At 44.7% G+C, this 25,169-nt stretch carries 19 protein-coding genes; 4 read left to right on the plus strand and 15 right to left on the minus strand.

What is annotated here, in order from left to right:
- Positions 1 to 546 precede the first annotated feature (546 nt).
- Positions 547 to 978 (minus strand): DUF1801 domain-containing protein, encoded by a 432-nt coding sequence (locus GFS24_RS05250; RefSeq protein WP_153658515.1) that lies wholly within the window; start codon positions 976 to 978, stop codon positions 547 to 549.
- Between the two features lie 84 nt (positions 979 to 1,062).
- Here GFS24_RS05250 and GFS24_RS05255 point away from each other — a divergent pair, with 84 nt between their 5' ends.
- Positions 1,063 to 1,809, plus strand: a complete 747-nt coding sequence (locus GFS24_RS05255; protein WP_153658517.1) for a pseudouridylate synthase — start codon at positions 1,063 to 1,065, stop codon at positions 1,807 to 1,809.
- A gap of 58 nt (positions 1,810 to 1,867) precedes the next feature.
- Here GFS24_RS05255 and GFS24_RS05260 read toward each other — a convergent pair whose 3' ends face one another.
- Both GFS24_RS05260 and GFS24_RS05265 read right to left on the minus strand, forming a co-directional pair.
- The gene (locus tag GFS24_RS05260) at positions 1,868 to 2,764 is read right to left on the minus strand and encodes an FKBP-type peptidyl-prolyl cis-trans isomerase (protein WP_153658519.1); all 897 of its coding nucleotides are present in this window, start codon (positions 2,762 to 2,764) and stop codon (positions 1,868 to 1,870) included.
- Between the two features lie 19 nt (positions 2,765 to 2,783).
- Entirely contained in the window at positions 2,784 to 3,788 is a 1,005-nt protein-coding gene (locus tag GFS24_RS05265) for a bifunctional oligoribonuclease/PAP phosphatase NrnA (RefSeq protein ID WP_153658520.1), read from the minus strand.
- A 186-nt stretch (positions 3,789 to 3,974) separates the two neighbouring features.
- On the opposite strand from GFS24_RS05265, the gene GFS24_RS05270 reads away from it, so the two are divergent.
- Positions 3,975 to 4,391 (plus strand): nucleoside-diphosphate kinase, encoded by a 417-nt coding sequence (locus GFS24_RS05270; protein ID WP_153658521.1) that lies wholly within the window; start codon positions 3,975 to 3,977, stop codon positions 4,389 to 4,391.
- A gap of 52 nt (positions 4,392 to 4,443) precedes the next feature.
- On the opposite strand, the gene GFS24_RS05275 is transcribed toward GFS24_RS05270, so the two are convergent.
- From GFS24_RS05275 to GFS24_RS05310, 8 genes are all read right to left on the minus strand, one after another.
- Positions 4,444 to 6,312: a tetratricopeptide repeat-containing sensor histidine kinase gene (locus tag GFS24_RS05275; protein WP_153658523.1), complete on the minus strand. Its 1,869-nt coding sequence runs from the start codon at positions 6,310 to 6,312 to the stop codon at positions 4,444 to 4,446.
- Positions 6,313 to 6,410: 98 nt separating this feature from the next.
- Entirely contained in the window at positions 6,411 to 6,761 is a 351-nt protein-coding gene (locus GFS24_RS05280; RefSeq protein WP_153658525.1) for a VOC family protein, read from the minus strand.
- Positions 6,762 to 6,837: 76 nt separating this feature from the next.
- Entirely contained in the window at positions 6,838 to 7,524 is a 687-nt protein-coding gene (locus GFS24_RS05285) for a DUF3823 domain-containing protein (RefSeq protein ID WP_153658526.1), read from the minus strand.
- Positions 7,525 to 7,542: 18 nt separating this feature from the next.
- Positions 7,543 to 9,435 carry a RagB/SusD family nutrient uptake outer membrane protein gene (locus GFS24_RS05290; protein WP_216647360.1) on the minus strand — a complete coding sequence of 631 codons (1,893 nt, stop codon included), beginning with the start codon at positions 9,433 to 9,435 and terminating at the stop codon, positions 7,543 to 7,545.
- Between the two features lie 11 nt (positions 9,436 to 9,446).
- Complete coding sequence (locus GFS24_RS05295; protein ID WP_153658528.1) at positions 9,447 to 12,800, minus strand: TonB-dependent receptor; 3,354 nt, start codon at positions 12,798 to 12,800, stop codon at positions 9,447 to 9,449.
- Between the two features lie 229 nt (positions 12,801 to 13,029).
- The gene (locus tag GFS24_RS05300) at positions 13,030 to 14,199 is read right to left on the minus strand and encodes a FecR family protein (RefSeq protein ID WP_153658530.1); all 1,170 of its coding nucleotides are present in this window, start codon (positions 14,197 to 14,199) and stop codon (positions 13,030 to 13,032) included.
- A 72-nt stretch (positions 14,200 to 14,271) separates the two neighbouring features.
- The gene (locus tag GFS24_RS05305) at positions 14,272 to 14,868 is read right to left on the minus strand and encodes an RNA polymerase sigma factor (RefSeq protein ID WP_153658531.1); all 597 of its coding nucleotides are present in this window, start codon (positions 14,866 to 14,868) and stop codon (positions 14,272 to 14,274) included.
- A 121-nt stretch (positions 14,869 to 14,989) separates the two neighbouring features.
- On the minus strand, positions 14,990 to 16,378 hold the full coding sequence (locus GFS24_RS05310) for an alkaline phosphatase (RefSeq protein WP_153658533.1): 1,389 nt from the start codon (positions 16,376 to 16,378) through the stop codon (positions 14,990 to 14,992).
- Between the two features lie 131 nt (positions 16,379 to 16,509).
- Here GFS24_RS05310 and GFS24_RS05315 point away from each other — a divergent pair, with 131 nt between their 5' ends.
- Positions 16,510 to 18,492: a CehA/McbA family metallohydrolase gene (locus GFS24_RS05315; protein WP_153658534.1), complete on the plus strand. Its 1,983-nt coding sequence runs from the start codon at positions 16,510 to 16,512 to the stop codon at positions 18,490 to 18,492.
- A 121-nt stretch (positions 18,493 to 18,613) separates the two neighbouring features.
- Here GFS24_RS05315 and GFS24_RS05320 read toward each other — a convergent pair whose 3' ends face one another.
- The 3 genes from GFS24_RS05320 to GFS24_RS05330 all read right to left on the minus strand — a co-directional run bounded on the left by GFS24_RS05320 (position 18,614) and on the right by GFS24_RS05330 (position 22,975).
- On the minus strand, positions 18,614 to 18,901 hold the full coding sequence (locus GFS24_RS05320) for a hypothetical protein (RefSeq protein ID WP_153658535.1): 288 nt from the start codon (positions 18,899 to 18,901) through the stop codon (positions 18,614 to 18,616).
- A 50-nt stretch (positions 18,902 to 18,951) separates the two neighbouring features.
- Positions 18,952 to 22,407 (minus strand): pyruvate carboxylase, encoded by a 3,456-nt coding sequence (locus GFS24_RS05325; protein WP_153658537.1) that lies wholly within the window; start codon positions 22,405 to 22,407, stop codon positions 18,952 to 18,954.
- A 181-nt stretch (positions 22,408 to 22,588) separates the two neighbouring features.
- Positions 22,589 to 22,975 (minus strand): hypothetical protein, encoded by a 387-nt coding sequence (locus tag GFS24_RS05330; protein ID WP_153658538.1) that lies wholly within the window; start codon positions 22,973 to 22,975, stop codon positions 22,589 to 22,591.
- Positions 22,976 to 23,062: 87 nt separating this feature from the next.
- On the opposite strand from GFS24_RS05330, the gene xerD reads away from it, so the two are divergent.
- Positions 23,063 to 23,959: a site-specific tyrosine recombinase XerD gene (gene xerD / locus GFS24_RS05335; protein ID WP_153658540.1), complete on the plus strand. Its 897-nt coding sequence runs from the start codon at positions 23,063 to 23,065 to the stop codon at positions 23,957 to 23,959.
- A gap of 111 nt (positions 23,960 to 24,070) precedes the next feature.
- Here xerD and GFS24_RS05340 read toward each other — a convergent pair whose 3' ends face one another.
- Positions 24,071 to 24,958, minus strand: coding sequence for a hypothetical protein (locus GFS24_RS05340; RefSeq protein ID WP_153658542.1), 888 nt, complete (start codon positions 24,956 to 24,958; stop codon positions 24,071 to 24,073).
- Positions 24,959 to 25,169: the final 211 nt, after the last annotated feature.

The following is a 25,169-nucleotide window of genomic DNA, read 5'->3' on the forward strand; positions in this document are numbered from 1 at the left end:
GGCGCAGGACGAATTCTTTTGCGAATGTTCCGCTTGCTCCGCGGAGGATTATGCTTCTTGATATTGCCATAACAACACTAAGATAAGCCTTCTCTTTTACATATCAAAGCCTTTCTTAGAAATATGTTTAGCGTTAATTAAACCTATGTCAAGCCTATATTAATATATTGAGAGTGCTTTGGAAGAGCTTGGCGAGGATGGTTGGTGGGCTGGGATCATGGGGGCTCTAATGAGAATCCCTGCGGGATTTTTCTCTTTTTTGAGTGGATGTTCTTTTGGTATAGGGGGCTTTTTATGGGTGAGGGAAGTAGGATGGCTTATGGGGGCCTAATGGGAATCCCTGCGGGATTTTTCTCTTTTGGGGTGGAGGGTTCTCTTGGTTGGGAGGCTTTTATGGGGTGAGGAAAGTGGAGATGGTTTATTGGGCTCTAATGGGAATATCCCTTCGGATTTTTATTTTTTGAGTTAGCGTCTTTGTGTGGGCTTAGGGATCTTGGTTGGCTTATTGATCTCTATAAAAAAACTTCGTAGTCTCTCAGTTGAAATTTAATTTTCACTCGTAACCTTAACCCCATACCGTATTGCTGCTTCAAGGGTATCAATGTTTATATCTTTTAGGACTTTAAACTTAATGCAGTATCCGGTTACACTTGCTTTGCCTATTATTTTTCCAAACGTTTGGGGTAAGTATGTTTTATCCTTGATACCAAGGATATAGACAGAGATGCCGGTTGTGTTTGCGCTTAAACCAATTTGAAAAAAATCCCTGGTCTTTCCATCAGCATATTTTATGATGTGAAATCCATAGCCTATAGTAGGGTTAGCAACAGTTTTGTTTTCGCTATTCTTACCATCGTCGAACCATAACTTACAACCTGGTAAAATTTGGAGTATGTGATCGTGTAATGATTGCATATCACTGCGCTTTTGTTCAGGCTGGCTGGTGATATACTTTTCGATCTGTTCTTGTATGTTCATATGAGATATTAAATGTGTCCTTTTCAAATTTCGCTATTTTTTTAGTTATGCACTAATCGGAATGGGCTTACCTTTGCGGACCTTATGACGTCTGTTTCTACTGCTTTTCGTCCTTTTGCTGTGTCTTCTTCGGTTTATGAACTGGCGGAAGGGCTTGTGCTTTCATTGAAGGAAACCACCCCTCATCCACTTTGCCTGTTGGCTGTCAGTGAGTTGCAATTGCATTTGCAGTATCAGCAGGAATGGGAGCATAATTTTGGATTGTTGGACTCTGATGCTGATGAGGATGTGATTGGGAAAATGTTTGGGGTGTTGGTGGTGAGGACATCAGCTAATGAATTAGGTTATTTGGCAGCGTTTTCGGGGAAGCTGGCGGGAGGAAATCATCATGCGGGGTTTGTGCCGCCTGTTTTTGATGGATTGGTGGAAGGGGGATTTGTGAATGAAGGGATGAAAAGACTTACAGAGATCATTGATCAGATCAATGATCCTGCAACGGATGCAGAGCAGGTGAGGTTGCTCAAGATATTACGGAAGGAGCATTCTATTGCTTTGCAGTATAGGATCTTTGAGCAGTACCATTTTTTGAATAAGATGGGGGAATTAAAAAGTCTGATTGATATTTTTGGAGATAGAAAGCCTCCTGCGGGTGCTGGAGAATGCGCTGCGCCGAAGCTTTTGCAGTACGCTTTTCAGCATCAGATGGAACCATTGGCATTGGCTGAATTCTGGTGGGGGGCTTCGCCTAAATCCGATTACTGGAAACATGGAGAGTTTTATGCGCCCTGCCAGGAGAAATGTTCTGCTATACTGGCGCATATGCTGCAATAAATGAAAAAGGGGCTAACCGGTAAGGTCAGCCCCTTTTTTATATATTTTTTGTAACAAGTTACTTTTGAGGTGCAGCAGCCGGGTCAAATGCCGGAGGCGTTGCAGCAGCTTCAGCAGCTTTGAAATCAACCAGCTCTACGTCGAAAACGAGTACGCTGTTGCTCTTGATCTGCATGCCTTGTCCTTGTAAACCGTAAGCTAAAGCAGACGGGATCACGAGAACGGCTTTAGAACCTTTTTTCAGTTGTAACAGTGCATCATCCCATCCTGGAATAACACGGCCCTGGCCAACAGGGAATACTAACGGCTCCAATGGACCAGGACGGATCGTAGAATCCGTGTTAGAGTCAAATGGTGTACCATCCAGCAATCTGCCTGTATAGTTTACTGTAACTACGTCACCGCTTTTAGGAGTTTCGCCGGCACCTTCTGTGGTAACTGCGATGTAAACACCTTTAGGAGATTTAGTGGTTTTCAGTTTGTTTTTGTCGATATACTCCTTAATAGCTACTTCATCCTTAGCGGTTTGCTTAGCTGAAGAATAGATACCATCCACGATGAAATGTACTTTCATTTTATCGCCTGGTTTAGCGAATGGAGGTCTTTGCTCAGCGGGCATAGAATCGATAGGGAGAATGAAGATGGCGCTGTCACCTTCAGACAATTGCGCGAAACCGTCCATCAGATCCCACTTAACAGTAGATTTCTGAACGATCATAGGAATAGCATTGGCCGATTGTTCTCTGGATTTCATCAACGGAGAATCTTTTCCTGCATGTTCCAGGTAAGAAGCGAAGTATACCAGGATGGTATCACCTACTTTCAATTTGTCTCCTTTACCTTCTCTTGCTACGGTATATTCAATACCGCTTGGTGTTTTTCTCGGGCCGCCTGCACCACAACTTGCCAACAGCAAGCCCAGTGAAGCAAAAAGTAACAGGTTGTTCTTTTTCATTTGATTGTATTAAGTGAGTCTATTGCAAAATGTCTTCATTCTCATGCATTGCTTTCAGGAAACGTTGCACTGTTCTTTCGAGCGAATCTGTGCTTCTTCCTCCTGATGCGTGAAAATGCCCTCCTCCTTCAAAATATTTTCGGGCGAATGTATTAACGTCAAAATTACCTTTTGAGCGGAATGAGAGCTTTACCTCAGAGTTCCGATCGATAATTAAAGCCGCTAATTTAATGCCTTGGATGGACAAAAGGAAATTTACCAGGCCTTCTGTGTCTCCTGTTTGCAAATCGAAGCGTTTCAGGTCGCTGTAAGGGATGGCCATAATGGCTGTATTGGCCTCATAATAGACTTCCATACGGTTCAGCAGGCTGTGTCCGATGAAACGGAGCCTGTTTTCCAGGAAGTTATCATATATGGCCTGGTGGATGAGTTCGTGTTCGAGCCCTCTTTCCAGCAGATCGGCCACCATGCGGTGTACGCGGGCTGAAGTACTGGCAAAACGGAAGGAACCGGTGTCCGTCATGGTGCCGGCGTAGATGCATTGGGCTATGTCATTATCTATATAATGTTCATCCCCAAGGCGGTAAATGATCTCGTATACCAGCTGGGCGGTTGAGGCGGCAGTGGTATCACTGATCCCGTAATCGAAGTCCGGCTGCGGTTCCAGGTGATGATCTACCAGGATCTTTACGCATTGGAGCTTTTCGAGGTAAGGTTCCATGGTCTTGGTACGACTCATGGTGTTGAAATCCAGGCAGAACAGGAGTTCCACCCCTTCTAAAGCCTTGATCGATTTCTCCTGGGCGGACTCAAAATCGAGGACGGTATCGCTACCGGGCATCCATTTGAGAAAGTCGGGGAAATTTGTAGGCGATATTACCGTTACATCATGCCCCTTTCGGCGCAGGTAGTGGCACATCGCTAATGACGAGCCCATTGCGTCAGCATCGGGCTTCTGGTGCATGGTGACCACCACTTTCTTGGGGCTTTCCAGTAACGGTTTGATTTCCTCGATTGGCTTCATTCCAAATAACTATAAGATTTTAATTTACAAGCTGTTATAAATAGCCTGTTTTCGTTTAAGCAAACGAAGTGCGAAGTTCTTCATTTGGACCAGTATTTCAAAATTTTTTACTGCTAAACAAAAACTGTTTACTTTTGCGCGCGGAACCCCAATTGGTTAAATCTGAAAAAACGACTAATTCACAATATGAGTAACAGAACATTTACCATGATCAAGCCCGATGCCGTTGAAAATGGGCACATCGGAGGAATCCTGGACAAGATCTGCGCAGCAGGTTTCAGGATTGTAGCAATGAAGCAAACTAAACTTTCTGCTGAGAAGGCTGGGGAGTTTTATGCAGTACACAAAGAGAGACCTTTTTATGGTGAATTGGTTGAATTCATGAGCAGTGGGCATATTGTTGCCGCTATCCTGGAGAAGAGCAATGCTGTGGAAGATTTCCGCAAGCTTATTGGTGCTACTAATCCTGCTCAGGCGGAAGAAGGTACTATCCGTAAGACTTATGCTGAATCTATTGGCCGTAACGCGATTCATGGCTCTGATTCTGATGAGAATGCTGAGATTGAAGGGAATTTCTTCTTCAGTGGCTTGGAGAAATTCTAGTTTTCGATACTTTTTTAGAGGCTCCGGTGGGATTTTCCTATCGGGGCCTTTTTTATGATGGTAGCTCAACAAAGAAAGTAGCTCCTTCACCGGGTGTACTTTCATACCATATATTTCCACCGTGGGCTTCTACGATCTGTTTTGAAATGGCCAGGCCCAGGCCAAAAGATTTTTCACCGGCGGTTCCTGTTCTCCTGGCCTCTGTGAACATGTTAAATAGTTTATCCTTCATTTCATCAGGAATGCCAATGCCCTGATCTTTTACCGAAATGATCACTTCATTGGCCTTTTTTTCCATGGTTACAGAAATGACTGAACCCTTAGGGCTAAACTTAATGGCATTGCCAATCAGGTTACTGACTACCCGCCACATTTTCTCCCGGTTCACCTCAAGGGTGATCTGTTTTGCCCTTAAATTGATCTGTTGCATTTTCTTCTCGGCGTTAAAATGTAACAGTTCCACACAATAATGCAGCAATTGGTACAGATCTACAGGTTCTTTCTTTAACTCTTCCACGCGGGTATGTATCCGCAACAGGTCGTCCACCAGTTCCAGAGAATTCTCCCCCGCGGTTTTGAGCAGTTCCAGCATCTTCTTATCGTTTTCTGAACGATCTTTATCTTCTACCAGCAGGTAGGCAATTGAGATCATTGCACCAATCGGATTACGCAGATCATGTGCGACAATTTTCATGATACGTGTATTATCTGCCTGGCTCTGTTCTAAGGCAACAAGTGCTTCCCGCAGATGATTGTTTTGTTCGCTGACTGTTTTATGCAGGTTACGAGACACGCGGTACTGCCGGTAAATAAAAACAGCCAGCAGACTGCAAATACTACATAGTGCGATCAGGAACCAGATCTTTGTCTGTTTATTACTGTTGCTGGCTTCCAGCAGCCTGTTATCTTCCTGAATGACGTTATATTTAATATAGTCCCCGATAAACTTTTTCAGATTTTCATTTTCTTCCGCGAGTGCGGCCGTCATCAGCTGGTTAGCTTTGATAATACTGTCTTTGTTGCCGATCAATTCGGTTTTTTCCAAAATGCCCTGCAGGGCCATTGTTTTAAAACTGGTATACCCTTTTTCCTCAATCAGCTTATAGGTCAGACTATAATATTTCAGTGCACTGTCCGGGTCATTCTTGTAATAGACACCGAGCTGCCCCAATATATTCATTTCAAGGTATTCCACTCCGTCATTACGGGATTTATCCAGCGCCCGCTGAATAAGCAACAGAGCTTCCTCGTGCTTGTCTGTGTTCATCAGGAGGTAAGCCCGCTCCAAACTGACTGAAATCAATATCCGGTCGTCGTTATACCGTTGCGCTATGGCTTGCGACTTATCCAGGTAATATCTCACACTATCTTCTAAAAATGCTTCCGAATTACTGATGGCATAATTGAGGTATACCAGGCTCAGGATGCTATCCTGCTTAGTTCTGCCGGCTGTTGTCATGGCCTCCAGGTAAAACAATTTTTCTTTTGTAGTATCTCCAACCAGATTGTAGGTCAAGGCCATGTTCATGAGCACCTGTGCAATATTGGAGGTATCAGCCTGCTGCCTGTAAGATTTTAAGGCGGTATTGAACAGTTCAAGTGATTCCTTGTATAAACCTCTCAAGCCAAGGGAAATGGCTAAAACATTATCTGCATCTGCTATTCCTTTAGCATAGTGTATCTTACCCGCCAATATTTTTGCTTTCATACCATAGGAGAAACAACTATCAATGTCCTTCTCGTGGTACAGGAACCCCACGCGGTTCAATGTGTTCACCCGCTCAATGCTATCTTTTGAGAAGACTAGTTTTGCCTTTGCCTCTTTGATAAGGGCTGTTTGCGCGATCACCTTTCCGCTGAAGAGAAATATAAATAACAAGATCCCCTGCATGGCCAGGGAAATCAATTTTGGTTTGTTCATAGTGAGGTAGAGGAATTGTTAACCTAAATTATGCTTTTTTCAGCAAAGATGTTTTTAATCTCCTCTCCACTTCCTGTCGGTTTTTTTTGCCTGAACATTTAAACGTGACACAAAATATTAATGAGCTTGCCGAAAGGATCACGGACATAAAATCTTTTTACACCCCAGGGCTCCGTTACCGGGCCGTAATCGATCGCAAATCCGGCTTCCTTAGCCCGGCTTAATGTATCTTCGAAATCGTCCACTTCAATTGACAGGTCTGGTGTTAAGGTTCCGGAACCTCCTTGTGTAGCAAAGCTGATCTGCACGGCCATGTTTTCATTTTCTACTCCATACGTTGTGATCCAACCATGATCCATCAGGATTTCCAGGCCCAGTACCGTTTTATAAAAGGCCTCGGCTTTAGCGATGTTTTTGGTGTCAATATTTGCGACGATTCTTTTAACCATACACTAAAATAGGAAAGATTTGTAACCGGGGTATAATAAAAGAGGGCACCCTTCTCCAGATGCCCTCTCCCATTCATTAAATCACTATCCTCACAGCCTTCGCGTAATTCGGTTTCATTTCCGGCACATCTATTAATGCGCCTACCCGGAAGAAATACTCTTTACCTGGTTTAAGGGATGCATTGGCCGGGAGATCTATTTCCAGTCGGTATACAGTGTTAATATTTGTTGTGGTATTGATCTGTTGCTCTGCGGCTACAGTGCGGACGGGCTCTCCTACTATTGGTTCGGGATGTGCATAGAGACCGATCTTCTTCACTTTGCCCGCCACGGTTTGTTCCAGATTGAAAGTAGCCACCACTTTTGTGCCGATCTTTTGGATGGACACATTTTGGACGCGGATGTAGGGTTGTACTTTGAAATCCAATTGGGTGCTGCCTTTTACCTGTATGCGTTGCATATCTATGGGCAGGCAGTTCCCTCTTACAGGTCTGATGTCGTAGGCGCCGCTGAAAACGAGATTGTTCCGGTAGGTACCATCGTTCTTGATAACCATGTATTGGCTTATTGGATTCTCGTATCCCTGCTCCAAAAATTCTATCTGCGTTCCATTGATGATATCCTGTTCTACTAATTCATTTGTTTTGATATCCAGTATGGAGCCGTACAGGGCTGAATCGGGCGCACCGTAGTTATCCAGTTTACTGCAGGAACTGGCCAGCAACATGGAAACAGCCACAGCATATAATTGTATACGTTTCATGATGATCATATTAAGCTATTAATACTGAGGGTTCTGAACTAAACCATTAGCGGAAATTCCGGGAATGGATACATAATACCACTTGGGTAAAAATGTGATCTGAACTGTTTTTGAAGCGGTTTTGCGAATGAAGATATACTTGGCAGGTGTTACACGCAGATCCAATACGGGTACCAGCGCACGGCGGGATGTATTGTTGAACACTGTGTGGAAATCCCTGCGACGCATCAGATCCCAATAGCGGTGATTTTCGAAGGCGAGTTCTACTGTTCTTTCTCTGAGCACAGAGCCGATGGTTAATGGAATATCTACGGTGTGGCCAGCTCTGCGGCGTAAGTCGTTTAAGGCTTTTGTGCCTTCTGCCTGTGAAGCGCCGCTTTCTGCTGCTGCTTCGGCAAAGTTTAACATCACTTCAGCATATCTGAATTCCATCCAGTCTGTGATGGCATTCCTTTCTACAGGAGGCATCAGGGCTGGTTGCATGAATTTCTTGTAGCTGAAACCGGAGCGTGTCATTTGGAGATTGGATGGATTGAAGCCTGAATAATCTGTCCAGTTGGCGGCGCCGAATGTGTAATATGTGGTGCCGTTCACTACGATGTTAGCATCGGTTTCAATTTTTGCTACGCCATCGGGTTGGATGTATCCACCTTGTATGATGATGGTTTTTCCTTTCCAGGTAGTACCGGGGAGTACAGCGGTACCCCATAAGCGGGCATCTTTATCTTTGAAGATATCATTAGGGCCATCGAAGCGCAGGTATGTTCTGGATGCATCGTAACCGTTGTAATTATTTACATCACCATCTGTTGTAGTTACGATGGGGTGTGCTTCACCAGGTGTGCTGTAGTTTTCATATTGATCTACAAATTCCAGCGATGGATTCATACGACCCGGATTAGCCCATCCGTTGGAGGTTTGGTTGGGTTGGTACCAGAGGTCATAGTTGTGGCCCTCTCCTACTTTGGCGTATCCTTTTATGAAGATCGGTTCTACGGCTGTACCTGATTCTGCTGCATTAGGGTCCTGGAATAAAGTGGTGTAGTTGTTGGCGGCTTCTTCTCTGCTGGCTGGTGTTGGTTTGTATAAACCATACTTTCCGGAGTTCATGATGGCTGCTGCTGCTTTGATACATTCATCATAATACCTGTTTGCTTCTGCGGCAGGAATACCTACCAAACCTTTGTCTACAGCTTCGCCGGAAAGTGGTGCTTTGTTCCAGTGTTTCGCAATAGAAGCTGCGTATAATGCTGCGCGTGATTTTAATGCATATGCAGCCCATTTTGTGGCCCTGCGTTTATCATCTCCGCTTCTTACATCAGGCAGGGATTCTACGGCTTTATCACATTCGCTGAGTACAAAATCCCAGGTGTCTTTTTCTGTGCTTCTGGGTACTTTTAACTCGTCTACATTGTTGCTGTATTTCTGTGCTGTTTTGATGATGGGAAGACCGCCATATCTTTTAGCTAAGCCAAAATAGGCGAAGGCACGGATGAAGGAACATTCGCTCATGATCATCTTCCTGTTGTCTTCTGTCATTGATAATTCAGGGAGCAGATCTATCAGGAGATTTACGTCGCGGATCAGTTTGTAGCCTGGTTCCCACCAGCTGGTGCCGCCGTCTGCGAGTTTAACATCCCATTGGGAGTGAATGGATTCATCGGTGAGGAAAGCGGTGGTTACTACGGATGGGGCCATCCATTCTACATAAGACCATCCCCTGTCGTAGAACCGGAAATCTTCTATGGGTAATTGTCCGTATAAATTCGCCATATACACTCTTGTTCCAACAAGAGGATCTGCGAACAGCGCTTTGCTGTCCAGCTTATCTGTAGGGCGCCTGTCCAGGAAGTTTTTCTTACAGCCGGCGGAGAGTATCAGCACCGTGCATAATAGTAATATCTTTCTCATGAGTTGAAGCATTAAAAGGTGACGTTTAAACCCAGGTTATAACTTTTGGTGAGCGGGTAAGTATAACCGCCGCTGTAATCGCCTTCAATTTTCTCCGGATCAAATTGTCTTACAAATGAATCGGCAATGGTGAAGAGGTTGTGTGCATTTACATAGATCCGGATATTCTTTATGCCGGTCCTTTTGATGAATGCAGAATGAATGGTGTAACCGAGCATAATACTTTTGAGACGGAAGTAAGAGGCATCTTTTCTCCATATATCACTTTCAAGACCCATAGCGCCTCTGTTTGCATCGAAACGGGTGGCAGGCCATTTTCCGGCTATCCATGGACTGTTAGGATCATAAGGATCTGCCTGGTGCCATCTGTCGTAAAAGAATTCGGGGGAGTTACCATTAAAGTTGAAAGGTCCGGCATAGGTTTGACCAAACCGTACGGTGTAATCACCGGCGCCCTGCATCACCATGTTGAGATCAAATCCTTTCCAGGATGCATCTAAAACAAGGCCGTAATAATATTTAGGCTGATCGTTGCGGAAGAGTGGTAACTGGTCCTGGTCATTGATGATGCCATCGCCATTTACATCATTGTAACGGAAATCTCCGGGCAGTTCTTTGGTGTTACCTAAGTTGCCATCCTGTACCGGTGCAAAATATATTTCTTCCTGGTTCTGGAATTGGCCATTCACCTGGTATCCCCAACGGATATCCGTCCAGCGGTTACCTGTTCCGTTTTTCCATCTTTCCATGCTGCTTCTGAAAGGACCGCGTTCCACATACATCTGCATGGTCCTGGAGAAACTCAGGTTACCTTTGATGCTGTAAGAGAAATCACGCAGTTTTTGCTGATGGCCGATGGAGATGTCAAATCCCTGTACCCTGTCGCTATTGAGGTTTTCCTGTGGTAGTGCACCACCAAAAGTATTGGGGAGGGATACGCTGCGGTATGCAAGCAGGCCTGTGCGATCTCTTTGAAAGAGGTCTCCTTCAAAGGTTAGTTTTCCCTGGAAAAGTCCTACGTCCAAACCGATGTTAGCGATGTTGGCTACGTACCAGGTGAGGGCTTCATTTACAATGGGAGGTGAAGCTACACCATTCAGGCTGGTACCGTTTACGAATTCATAAGATGCGCCGCCTGAAGTGGAGAAACCCTGAATGTATTGGAAAGCATTGGCTGCATTGTCCTGCCCTACTGTTCCGTAAGATCCTCTCACTTTAAGATAAGAAATGAGGGGTACTTTGTTCTTCAGGAAGTTTTCTTCTGAAACGATCCATCCACCGGATACTACCGGAAAGAATCCCCATCTGTTGGAAGGGCTGTAACGGTAGGAGCCATCGTATCTGCCTGCAAATTCAAGCAGGTACTTGCTCTTGTAGTTATAGGTGATACGGCCGAGGTACGATTTATTGGCAGCTTCGCCTTCATTTCCTCTTGTTTCCTGTACGTTGTTGCTGGCCTGATCTATCTGATCATTTGTATAAAAACTATATTGGCGGGACAAATAGGAATACCTGCTTTTGCTTTCTGTTTGCTCATATACCAGTGTTGCACCGATGTTATGATCTTTTGCTATGGTGGTATTGTAGAAGATCTGCCCCTGGATGTTTACCCGATTCCTGTCTGTGTTGGTGTTGGAAATTTTAGCAGGATTGTTCTTATCGAACGCTACGTATGTTTCAGTTGTAGGATCGTACTTATATACCTTGTAGCTTTTCACCAGGCTTTTGATGAGTTCATCATTACTATCGTAGGATGCCATTCCTTTTACACGCAAACCTTTCAGAAATGGAGCAGTGTAGGTTAACGCGATAGTGGATTGAAAGGCTTTATTCTTTGTTTCATTATAACCGGTATAATCTCTGTCTGACAGGAAAACGGGGTTATCCAATGGAAGGATCATGTTAGGATATGCAGGATTGTTGTTGGCATATACACTTTCCGTTGGCAGAGAGGTACGTGTTTGCTTAAAGATGGTAAAGAAATCTGTGCCGGGTTTATTCCGTGTGTCTGATAAACCGGATAAGTTAATATCTGCGGTCAGGTCTTTTGTGAGCTGGGCGGTGATATTGGAGCGGAAGGTGTATTTCTTATAATCCATATCTCCTGACTTCAGCAAACCCTCATCATTCTGCAAGCCGAAGCTGAGGTAATAGGAAACGGATTCATTTCCTCCCTGTGCAGAAATGTTGTGCATGGATTGTGTGGAATATTTTCTGAAAGTTTCATCGTACCAGTCAGTAGAGCCATATCCGGGCAGGCCTAACTGGTATTTCTCCAGTTCTTCTTTGGAGATGATGGGATTTCCGCCGCCGTTAATGTTGGCTTCGTTCATCATTTCCATGTGTTGTGCGGCGCTGGTCATTTTAGGCATGCTCGTAGGAACCTGGAAACCGGTAACATGGCTGTAGGTAAATTTAGCTTTCCCTGAAGTACCTTTTTTTGTGGTAACGATCACTACGCCGTTAGCAGCATTTAAGCCGTAAATGGCGGCAGAACCATCTTTCAGGATGGAAATGCTTTCTATGTCTTCCGGATTGAGCTTTTGGAATTCAGTGGCACCATCGCGGGTGATACCGTCAATTACGTACAGGGGTGTTCCAAAACCACGGATATTGATCATGGTGTTGAAATCTCCCGGTTCGCCGGTATTCTGCCTGATCTGCAAACCGGGCATTTTGCCCTGAAGGCTTTGCGCAAGGCTGGAATGTGTGGTGGTTTGAATTTCATCTGCTACCAGGTTGGAAATGGCACCGGTTAATGTGGCTTTCTTTTGTGCACCATAACCTACTACTACCAATTCATTCAAACCGGAGCGGGATGCGCTCAGGCGGATGTTCAGTTTCTGCTGGCCGGTGTACAGGATTTCCTGCTTGTTGTAACCTAGGTAGGAAATGAGCAAGATAGATCCTTCAGAAACGGTTAGTTTGAAATAACCGTTTTCGTCTGTCACTGTTCCTACTGCGGTACCTTTTACCTGGATGGTTACGCCCTGTAAAGGTGTTCCCTTTGCAGAATCGCTGATGTTACCGGATATTTCGGCAAAAAGAACGGAGGGAAGAGAAAAGATCCCGGCCTTCCTTTCCACGATGATCGTTTTATTGGCGATCGCGTATTTCAGGGGCTGGTCTTTGAAACAATGCTCCAGTACGTCTTCCAGGGAAGCGTCTTTTACATTGATATCAATGTTGCGGGTATCCTTCAGTTGTTCCAGTGTGCACAGGAAATGGTATCCTGTTTGTTTCTGGATGGTCCTGAAAACCTTTTCGAGCGATAAGTTATGTTGCGAAATGGTGACTTTCTGGGAATACACTTTGGCATTCACCTGCAGCACAAAAAGCAACATATAAAAAGCGGCTAGCTTCATTATTCTGATAAGGTGGTTAAAAAATCGGGAAAAGCCGATACCGTTATATACAGGCTGGTCACTTCCCCTTTTTCCGGGAAAAAATAAATGCATACCTTTGGCATGTTTGGGTGAGAAATCAATTGTTGAACGCGATTGAAAAAACAACAACCCGGACCTTGCCGGCTGCGCTGCAAACGCTTCCGGCTTTTTTATGGGTTGGTGTACCTTTTAAGGACCCATATTTTCGTTATTTAGAGCGTACGGTTACCTGGTTATTTTTACTGGTGAATTTTACGGCGCCGGTCATTTCCAGCATCTTAAATACTTCTGATGCATTCACATTCCGGGAGATGGTGCCCATAAAGTGGGATGAAATGGGCGCGGCAATTTGCACATCAATGTCATACCACCTTGCCAACTGGCGCATAACGGAGTGGATATCTTCTCCTGTAAATTCAAAGATGCCATTCTTCCATGCGGTAGCCTGCTGCACATCTGCATCCTTTACGATGGCTATGCCTGGTTTTCCTGTTGTTACCTGTGCCTGCTGGCCTGGTTGCAGTAATGCACTTGCGGCATCGCTGCTTACTTTTACAGATCCTTCCAGCAGGGTGGTTTTGAGCATATCTTCATCCTTATAGGCCATTACATTAAAGTGTGTGCCCAGTACTTCTATCTCAACATTCTTTGTGGTAACACGGAAGGGCTGTTGTTTATCTTTTGCTACTTCGAAATAAGCTTCTCCGATCAATTCCACTACCCTGTTTGGCCGGCCTTTGAAGGTGGCGGGGAAACGTAATGATGAAGCAGCATTCAGCCATACTTTACTTCCATCTGCGAGTGTTACCTGGTATTGTCCGCCACGGGGTGTTATGATGGTATTATATAAGTTACTTTCGTCTGTAGCTGCATCTGCCTGGTAAGCGAGTTTGCCGGAATCCAGTTTGATGATATTGATATTGCCCTGTTGCGCCAGTGTACCATTCGCAGTACTGTCCAGCGGGATGATGGTTCCGTCTGCCAATTGCAATACTGCTTTGTTGGTTCCGGGAAGGATCACGGGAGTCTGCGCCATTTGTGGTGGTGCTGCAACTGGTCTTGTAAACTGATAAACGGTCACGCTGATGATGATCAGGATGCTGGCTGCTGCGGCATACCATGCCTTCATCTTAATGGGCTTCCTTCCTTTAATGGCCGTCCATACTTTCTCATTTTCCCATACGTCTTCATCACCCAATTGATCCAGGGATTCCAGTCCTTCTTCTAAAAAAAGATCATCTGTACAACGCCGGAAAAGTAACGCGTTCCTATCTGAAGCGGCTATCCAATACTGCAATTCAGCCTTCTCCTCTTCTGTTAATTCCTGGCGGAGATGCTTTAATATGAGCGCAACTATTTTTTGATTTTCTATTTCCATGAAGCGTGTTTCCGGATCTGTTATATATAGAACGAACCGGTTGCAGATTTAACCAAAGAAGAATAAAAATAATTATGCAGGCATTGCTGCATCAGGGAGGTAACATATGATGGATAACAGTACGTAATAAGCAGGCAGGTTCTTCTTGAACAGTGCCGTACGTAATAGCTGCAGCGCTCTGGTTTTTTGATTAAGGACTGTTTGCGGGTGAATACCCATCAGCGCGGCGATTTCGGCAGTGGTTTTCCTGTTAAAGAACAACAGTTTAAAAACCTGTCCGCATTGTGGTGGAAGCTTTTTGATCTCTTTATATAATTCATGCAATACTTCTGCCTGAATACGGTGTTCATTGATCATCAGCTCTCCTTCTTCAGATAAGTAGAGGATCTCGCTGTGAGAAAGATCATGCCGTTGTTTCGCCCTTAAATAATCAATGCTGGCGTGGCGCACCGCCACATAAAGGAAAGACCTGATCTTTGTTACATCTTCAAAATCTTCTCTTTTCTCCCATAACCTGATCATGACCTCAGATACTATATCCTGTGATTCTGCATGGTTGTTGGTAAGACTGAAAGCGAAATAAAGCAGTGGCTTATTGAACAGCTTGTATATGTAATTAAAGGCGCCCGTTTTCCCCCTGTTAAAATTGGCAATTTTAAAATCTTCCATGTTCCCGTGTATAAGGTTGCCGTTGTAAAACTATTAAAAAGAATCAATGGCGTTATGTTAAGAAACCTTTAAGAAACAAGACCATGAAAGCTGATGGATGTACAGCTTTCATGGTTTCACTCTATCCTTTCTTTACGCCGGTGGCTTCCAGCATGAGATTATGTAAGGCAGTATTTTTCATGAACGGCTGCAACATTTCACTGCCAGGCCCCATCATGGTTAATTCCACGTGATCTCCGGAATGGCCCATAGAGCCCCAGCTCACTGTAGTGTAACGGTTCAGTAGTACTCCCAGTTCTTTGAAGGGCAGCTTACGGTTGTTGTACAAACCTTCTTCATTCAGATTGGTATAATGGCTCAGCAGGGCTTGTGCTTCCTCTGGTGTAACGGTGAAGCCGAATGCAGCTTCTACCCTTTCTCTCACCTGTGCTGTTGTAAATCCTTTATCGATGCCGTTCAGTAACCAGTCGTTGCTGTGTTTAAAGTGTTGGATGCTGTCGAATTTTTTGTCGTTCGGGCTTCCGTCGAAGATGCCTGGGTTGGCATTACCATGGTCTGTTGTGATAATGACAAGAGTGTTCTTATCCTTTTCTGCGAATTCAATTGCTACTTTTATCGCTTCGTCAAAAGCGATCTGATCATATATCAATCCACCTACATCGTTGGAATGTGCTGCCCAGTCTACTTTCCCGCCCTCTACCTGTAACACGAAACCTTTCTTGTTGTTATTCATTTGTTCAATGGCAGACTTCGTCATTTCTGCGAGTGAAGGAATGCTGCTGCTAACGGCATCTATGCTGAAGGGCAACGCATCCTCATGAAATACGGCCATCATAGGTTTGCTTGCGTTGGCCTGTTGCATTTCCTGTTTTGTGCGCACTACATTGAAACCAGCTTGTGCATATTTGGCAAAGAGGTCCTGTTTATCTTTCCTGGTATTGGCGCTGAAAAATTCTGTGCCCCCTCCCATCATAACATCAAACCTGAGCGACAGGTATTGTTCTGCAATTTCCGGTTGTGAGCCGCGGTTGGCATTGTTTACACAAAAACCTGCCGGTGTTGCGTGTGTGATGGGAACGGTTGTTACGCAACCTACAGATTTGCCGGCTGCTTTGAATTTTTGCAGGATGGGTGTGTTGAAAGAACCATCGGCATTAACATTCAGCATACCATTTGGTACACGTACACCTCCGCCCCATGCAGAACTGGCGGCAGCAGAATCAGTTACTAATGCATCGGCAGATGCTGTATCCATTAACGCTCTCTTTGCTTTTCCTTCTTCATACAATTTTATCCAGCTGCTGGAACGGCCTTCTTTTCTGTGCAGCAGCATATTAGCCATGGATAATGTACCAATGCTCATGCCATCACTTACCAGGAAGATAATGTTCCTGGCAGTTGTGCCATCCCATTGCTTTTGCTTATCAGTTGCAAACAGATCAAGCGGGGATAATATGGAAGATGCCAGCGCGGCTAATGATGAGTGTTGTAGAAATTGTCTTCTTTTCATTGGATAAAGATGATCATGTTAGTGCGAATGTGGAAGGATTCCTGTATTAAGGATTTATTATCAAAATATTTTCTCTTGGTGGATTAGTTAAACGCTTTGTGTGTTCGTTCTATATAAAAACAGCACACCGTATGTTGAATAAAAATGTAATTGGGATCTTTCTTTTGCTGCTCTTTCCATGGTGTGCTTCTGCACAGACCATCACACCGCTGAAGGGCTTTACTGGTATTAAAGGACAGGTATTTGACGGGGTTATGAAAAAGCCCTTATCCGCAAGGATCGAAGTAAGAGACACTGCACAGAAAATACAGGCTACTTACTATTATAAGAATAAATTAGAGGGCATCTTCACGGAAGAAGACGGGACTTTTTCGATTCCATTAAAACCGGGAGTGTATGGTATAAAGATCGTTCATGGCATTGATCACCTGATACAGGAACATACGTTTACCGTGAAAGAAAACGAAGGAGTTAAAGCTGTGATCTTTCTTCAGCCATGGATCAATCTCAAACAACGTGGATGGTTAAACGGAGACGGGCATGCGCATTTGTATTCTGATAAAAAATCTAATGACACGATACCAAGACAGGTACGTAAGATCTGCCTGGCACAAGGTGTTGATTTCATCAGTGCCTGCCAGGGTTGGGGTGGATTTAACGACAATACCTGGAGAGCAGCTTATGCTAAAGTAAGCGATGATAAATTCAATTTATATTATGGCGCAGAAATGCCTAAATACCGTACAGGGCATGTATGGTGGCTGGGGTTGAGCAGTACATTGGGTAATTTTGAAAACCTGATGGATACGGTGTATGAGAACCAATACTACCAGGCATTTCAGCATACGGAGTGGGATTACTCCTGGTTGAAGTTTAAATTCATTCCGGATGTTGAAGTTATTCCCCGCTATTCGAAATCACAAGATGCGATGGCTATCATTGCGCATCCTACTTCCTGGTGGATGCAGCAACGTGGTGATATCAGCAAGTATACTACCAATGTTGTGGGTAATCTTTCTTTTGGATTGCTTTCCGGGAATATATGGAGTGGGATGACGGTGATGGGTTATATGAATGATAACTATTACTATCAGAATATCTGGTTCCATTTGCTGAATGAAGGTTATATCATGCCGCCTTTTTCAGAGCTGGATGGTGGTTATCCGGATGATAATAAATTCTATTATGGGCAGGTGCGGACTTATTACCTGGCTTCATCTGCGGCTTCGGTTGATGGTATTCGCGATGCTGTTCGTAAAGGACATACGTTTGTGACCTCCGGGCCTGCTATCCTTGCTGATATCGATAATCAATACCAGGTGGGTGATGTGGTTCCTTTAAATGGTAACACGAATAAGCTTCATATCAACGCTTATGCATCTGGTGATCCGGCGGACCACTTATCTTATGTTGTTGTGTTCCGCAATGGCAAGGTGTTTCGTTTATGGGACCTGCGGGATAAAAAGCCCCGGGAGTTTTCGGAAACGCTTTCTTTGTCTGAGAAAGAAAATGCCTGGTATGTGGTGAAAGCGTATGGCCGTGAGGCTTGGGATAAACCGGAGAATATAGATGTGATGGCTTATTGTGATGCTGCTGAGAAATCTGCGGTGCAGCAGGGGTTCCCGGGTGGGAGGCATTCTGTGGCTATTACTTCTCCTTTTTACTTCCGGTTTGCAAATGAGGTAAGGCCTCGGCCCTTGCAGTCTAAGATCGATCTTACGGTTGTTTCTCCGGCTACCGGGAAACCGGTGGATGGGCAGGTGGATGTAATGCTTACTGGTGAGAAGATCAATTCTTTCCGGCTTATTAACGGGAGAGCGCAATTCAGTATGCCGGTGAATGCTTTGCTGAAGATCAGTGCTGCAGGGTATCCTACTATTACAAGAGGTTTGTATACTGATTATGTTCCTTACCTGAATATCCTTGAAAGGATTGCCAATGGGAAATGGAGAGAAAAAGATAATTGGAAGAATACGATCAATGGTGGGCAGGTGCCATGGTCTGTGTTTGAGTTTGAGAAGACGAAGGCGGTGTTGTCTGCGGTGAAATGGGAGATTAAATTTGAGGCAAATGAGCGGGAAGGGTTGTGGAAGGATTTTGATGGGTTATTTTAGGTAGGGCTTATTGTGCTCTAATGGGAATCCCTTCGGGATTTTTTATTTATGGGGAGAGGGATTTTGGTTTTAAGGTTTTTATAAAGAGGCGTCTCTTTTTTGAGATGCGCCTCTTTGTATTTTAATCTCCTCTCCATTTCCACAGTAACTCGTAAATGGGGGTGCTAAAGATGAAGAATATCAGGATCGGTAAAAGCAATGCTGCAACATGTTTAATAACATCCGCTTTTAACATTGTTTTCCTGTGAGCGACAATCCAGTATATCCCTCCGGCAATATGCATCAGCATACAGAGCAACAGCAGTATTCCATGCCCGATCGGGTTGGGAGATCTTTCATAAACAAACTTTAGCGATGTTGCTATAAAGTAAGTTAAAAAAATCCCCCCGTGAATTAAGAATATCTTCATTTTAGTATGTATTAAAAAGGCCGTCTTAGAGACAGCCTTTTTTTATTTCCTTATGCATCCAATTCCACCACCAGGTCATCCTGCTGAACCATGGTGCCTTCCCGGAGATGGACGGTTTTAACTTTTGAGTCTCGTGTAGCGGTTACCGTGGTTTCCATCTTCATCGCTTCGATGATGAAGAGTGGGGTGTTGGCGCTGATGCTATCTCCTGCTTTTACGAGCAGTTTGGAGAGCTTGCCTTGTAAGGGTGCGCCTACTTCCAGATCTTTGTTGGCTACTTTTTTGTTTACAGGTACTTCGCTTTTTACGGCTTTATCCCTGATCTGTACACGGCGGGTGTAACCATTCAATTCAAATACTACGGTGCGCATGCCGCTTTCGTCTGCAGGCAATACGTACACGAGTTTTACGATGATGGTTTTGCCTCTGCCGAGTGTGATCAGTATCTCCTCTCCCAGCTTCAATCCGTAGAAGAATGCGGGTGTTGGGATGGCTTCTACGTTTCCGTAGATACCTGCATGTTCGTAGTATTCTTCAAATACTTTGGGGAACATGTGGTAGCTGAGGTAATCGAGGAATTCGGCCAGTGGATATTTTAGCTGGAAGGCAGCGAAATCACTGTCGAAATCAACGGGTGGTAAATGGCCGTTGGGTTTGCCGGTGAGAGGCTTTTGTCCTTTCAGTACTATTTTTTGCAGCTTTTCAGGGAATCCGCCATAGGGGAAACCGATCTCGCCTTTGAAGAAACCTTGAACGGACGCAGGGAATGCGAGGTTGCGGGTTTCGTCCAATACCTCTTGTGCAGTGAGATTGTTGGAGGTCATGAACAGCGCCATATCCCCTACTACTTTGGAACTTGGCGTTACTTTCACGATGTCGCCAAACAGCTGGTTCACTACTGCGTAGTTAAACTTGATAGTTTCCAGTTTATCTCCCAGGCCCAGCGATTCAGCCTGCTGGCGGAGGTTGGAGTACTGACCACCAGGGATCTCGTTCTCATACACCTGTGCCGTTCCGGCTTTCATATCTGATTCAAAAGGATAATAGTACTCGCGTACATCTTCCCAATAGTTGCTGTATTCATTCAATGAATGAAGGTTCATGTGCTGACTGCGCTCATGGCCTTCCAGGATAGCCGCCATGGAATTGAGGTTGGGCTGGGAAGTGAGGCCGCTGAGAGATGCAATAGCACAATCTACTACATTCACTCCTGCTTCAATTGCTTTCAGGTAAGTAGCAGCCTGAACGGATGCGGTATCGTGTGTATGTAATACGATCGGCAGTTTTACGGCATCTTTCAATGCTTCTACCAAAACGGTTGCAGCCTGGGGTTTCAGCAATCCTGCCATGTCTTTGATACAGAGCATGTGTGCTCCGGCATCTTCTAATTTTTTGGCAAGGGTGATGTAATAATCCAGGGTATATTTCTTATTGTCTTTATTCAGCAGATCGCCTGTATAGCTGATAGCGGCCTGTGCCAGTGATTTGGTGTTGTTACGCACGAAACCAATGCTGGGTGTCATGGCATCAATATCATTGAGGGAATCGAAAATGCGGAAGATGTCGATGCCGTTCTCTGCTGCTTTTTCGATGAACTTAGCGATGAGATTTTCCGGATACGCGGAATAACCTACTGCGTTGGAGCCGCGGAAAAGCATTTGCAGTAATACGTTGGGCATTGCCTGCCTTAAGTTCTGCAATCTGCGCCATGGATCTTCATGGAGGAAACGCATGGCTACATCAAATGTGGCGCCACCCCATACTTCCATGGAGAAGATCTGTGGATTGTTGCGGGCGTATCCTTCTGCTACTGCCAATATATCTTTTGAGCGAACACGGGTAGCCAGCAGGCTTTGGTGTGCATCTCTGTAAGTAGTGTCTGTAAAGTAAACGGGCTTTTCGTTCCGCAGCCATTGGGAGAACTGCTCACGACCTAATTCTTCCAGTTTGTTGCGGGAACCGTTTGGTACGGGTGCCAGCGGATCAAATGATGGAATAGTGGGTACGCGGAAGCGTTTGTTGTCGTTCTTTCCTTTTACATCTACATGGCCGTTCACGGTTACGTCTGCCAGGTACATCAGGGTTTTAGTGGCCCTGTCCCTTATTGGCGACAGTTTGAACAGCTCCGGATGTTTATCTATGAAGCTAACGGTGCAATTGCCTTTGCGGAAAGTGTCGTGTGTGATCACGTTTTCCAGGAAGCGGATATTGGTTTTTACACCACGGATCCTGAACTCCTTTAATGTCCGGTGTAAACGACCGGCGGCACCTGAAAGGGTACGGCCTGATGCGGTTACTTTCACCAGCATGGAATCAAAGAACGGGGAGATCTTTACGCCGGAATAGGCACTGCCTTCATCCAAACGAATACCAAAACCACCTGCGTTACGGTAAGCAATAACGGTACCATAGTCTGGTGTGAAATTGTTTTCCGGATCTTCTGTGGTTACACGGCATTGGATGGCGAAACCATTCAGTCTTACATCTTCCTGGCTTTTCAGGAAGATCTCGGGATCTGATAGATGATGCCCTTTGGCAATAAGTATTTGAGAACGTACGATGTCGATACCGGTTACTTCTTCTGTAACGGTATGTTCTACCTGGATACGAGGATTTACTTCAATGAAGTAAACTTTGTTCTGGCGGTCTACCAGGAACTCTACGGTACCTACGTTATTATATTTTACGGCGCGGGCTAACGCTAACGCATATCCGTATATTTCTTCTTTTGTTTCCTGTGGCAGATTGGGCGAAGGAGCAATTTCTACTACTTTCTGGAAACGGCGTTGCACGGAGCAATCCCTTTCGTAGAGGTGAACGATATTGCCATGATTGTCCCCCATCAATTGTACTTCAATGTGTTTGGGTTCTTCAATGAACTTTTCAATGAAGATGGTATCATTACCGAATGCTTTACCTGCTTCGCTTCTGGCTTCGGAGAATGCTTTTTCCAGCTGATCTTCCTGATGCACTACGCGCATACCACGGCCACCGCCACCGAATGCTGCTTTTAAGATGATGGGGAAGCCGATGCGTTTGGCTTCTGATTTCACGGTGGACAGTTCTTTAAGTTCTGCTTCACTGTCTTCGATCAATGGTACTCCTACCCTTCTGGCGAGTGTTTTGGCGGCTACTTTATCGCCGAGCTGATCCATTACTGAGGGATCTGGGCCGACGAAAATGATACCTTCTTCTTTACATCTGCGAGCAAACTGAACGTTTTCACTGAGGAAGCCATAACCGGGGTGGATGGCGTCTACTTCCTGGGTTTTGGCCATATGGATAATGGCCTCTATATCCAGGTAAGGTTTAAGGGGTTCATCGTCTTTTCCGATCTGGTATGCTTCGTCCGCTTTATAGCGGTGTAGGGAGTAGCGGTCCTCATATGTGAAGATGGCTACGGTCCTGATCCGTAATTCCGATGCTGCTCTTAAAATCCTTACCGCGATCTCTCCGCGGTTTGCTACTAACAGCTTTTGTATTCTTTTTAGCGATGAATCCGACATAACTGTGGTTAAATGAGGCTTCAATATAACATTATTGCTAAAACTCAGCGGGCGTAAAAGTAGTAAAAGAATCAGGTTTTTTATTCGTTTATTTCTAAAATTAAGTGGATTTTAATTAATTTTCTTTAACCGATTTCGATTGGGGAGGTGTTTTCTACAAAAAAACCGCTCGTTCATCATATTATATTAAATTTCTATCGGATTTACGCTTTAGTATCAACAGAAATAATACCTGCAACACCGAATGCACAAGTATAAACACTAACGGGTTAAAAACACTGGATATGTTTATCATTCCAATTGCATGATAATTATTGTACAATACTACTGCCAGCAAACTTAATGGCATTACGAGGATATCCAGGAAGAAGATGATAATCCTATACAACCATCCTTCGTTGTTTAACTTTTTTAACGTTGCTGCATTCTGTACGCAGGCAGCAATGGAGAAAATGAAGATGAGCAGGATAAGTCCCAAAAAATCGACATGATCATTGTTGTACTGTACCGTAGAGAAATGATCTATGATCGGCCCCAGCAAATACAGGTACAAAATGGTGGATAGCATGAATAAAATTATTACTTCCAGTACTAATCTGATGTTTCCGCGCATTATATTAAATATTTGCACTAAGATATTGTTTATTTTTAGGCTATGTGGGAATCGAACATTAAGGGCTTCCGGATCTATTTGAAGAGTGAGCGCCATCTTGAGGCCAATACGGTGGAGGCTTATGAGCGGGATGTTAAACGGCTGACGGAATACCTGGTGGAGGTGAACAAACCTTTGCCTCCGGAAAAGGTTACGCTGGATGACCTTCAGGCTTGTGCCCAATGGATCGCAGCTTTGGGGATGACGCCAACTTCGCAGTCCAGGATCATTTCGGGGATCAAGGCTTTTTTTCGGTTCCTGCTCAACCAGGATATGATCAGGGAAGATCCGACCCAATTGCTGGAAGCGCCAAAAACGCGGCGCAAGCTGCCGGATTTTTTGAGTTTTGAGGAGATCGAAAGCATGATCGGCCAGATAGACTTAAGCAAATTGGAGGGTCACCGCAATAAAGCAATCCTTGAAACCATGTACAGTTGTGGATTGCGGGTGAGCGAAGCGGTATCTTTAAAGATCTCGCAGCTTAATTTTGATGAAGGGTATATCCGGGTAATTGGAAAGGGAAATAAAGAGCGGCTGATACCTATCGGGGAATCTGCCATCAAGTACATCTTATTATATTATAATGAAACCAGGAAAGGAATGCTGCCTAAAAAGGGCCAGGAAGATATCCTTTTCCTGAATCGCCGGGGCAGCATGCTCAGCCGGGTGATGATCTTCCTCATCATTAAGGACCTTGCTGCCAAAGCGGGTATCAATAAAACTATTTCACCGCATACCTTTCGTCATTCTTTTGCCACCCACTTAGTGGAAAATGGCGCCGACCTGAGGGCGGTACAGGCGATGCTGGGGCATGAAAGCATCACTACTACCGAAATCTACACGCATTTAGACAGGGAGTACCTCCGCGACACGCTCCAGCATTACCATCCAGGATTTTAGTCTTCTTAAGCTAATAGGGAGAAAAAGGAAAAAAACAGCTACCGTTGGAGGCTTGGCTGAGGGTGGTAGCTGTTTTTGTAGATATTGGGGCTTCCAACATTGGGCGAAGACCTACATTACATAGAGGTCTTTATAATGACTTTTTGTTTTGGTATTACTTATAAAATCATTGAACCATCCGGTTAGCCTGGGAGCTTTTTTCTCTCCTCCCGGCGGTTTAATGAACAGATTCAGTTTCGTACAGGGCGGTATCTGCTGCCTTTCCGGCTGTAACGCCATGTCTTTACTTTCACTCCAGATCAACTGGTTCTGGTCATATACCTTAAAATATACGTCCGGCCCTTTGCTATAACCTGCCCTATCGTCTCTTATAATGTACAGCAATCTGCTGCCACTAATATCTTTACGTGAAAAATTCAATTTATAACTTCCGCATTCATTGCTCAGGCACCAGCCCAGCAATTTATCGTTGTGGGCATTATATGCTTCCACTCTATAAGTACCAAGTCCCTGGTAGGTTTCATTATGTTTCACCATACCAGTGATCACCCAGGCTCCAAAATCTTCGCGGATCCTGCTCCACATGTCAGAAGGTATCACGTAGGCGAAGGCTGCGAGATACTTCTCTTTGGATCTTTTCCAATGGGGCACGAAGGTGCTCAGGTTGTACTGGATCCAATCCTGTTGGCCGTTGTGTTTACCGGGCACGCTGTTAAGGCATATATCCATTTCCAGCGGTTCGGTGAACAGATGGAGATCTTCCCAGCCAAGGCTGAAATTACCTCTTTCGTCGAGTGTCGATTCGGCCAACAGGCGTTCTGCTTTGGCTTGCACGTCCCTTTCAGACAGCTGCCTGAGATCTTTAAAAATGCCGCGCGCCAGGTCTTCACTGTTGTATTCGGCAACAGGTAAGTAAATCCTGATCCGCGCGTTTGCCAAGGGTTCAATACATTCTTCACTGATCAACGCAGAGATGTTTCCAATTAATAGATAACTCATAGCGACCACATTTTGGTTTTCCAGTTTTGGGGGTAACTTGTTTTCGTTTACTGGTTTCAGGGTAACCAGCCGACCCTCTGCATACTAACGAAACAAACATTGGTAGAAAGGCCCGAGTGCGTGTAAAATTTTTGGAATTAACACGGTTTCAACAACCCTCCTTTTCGTCCTCTTCACTGTTACAAAGTTTGAAAAGAATAATCTGCCAGTC

Origin of the sequence: Chitinophaga sp. SYP-B3965, from assembly GCF_009647655.1 — a bacterium.
Classification (GTDB): domain Bacteria; phylum Bacteroidota; class Bacteroidia; order Chitinophagales; family Chitinophagaceae; genus Chitinophaga.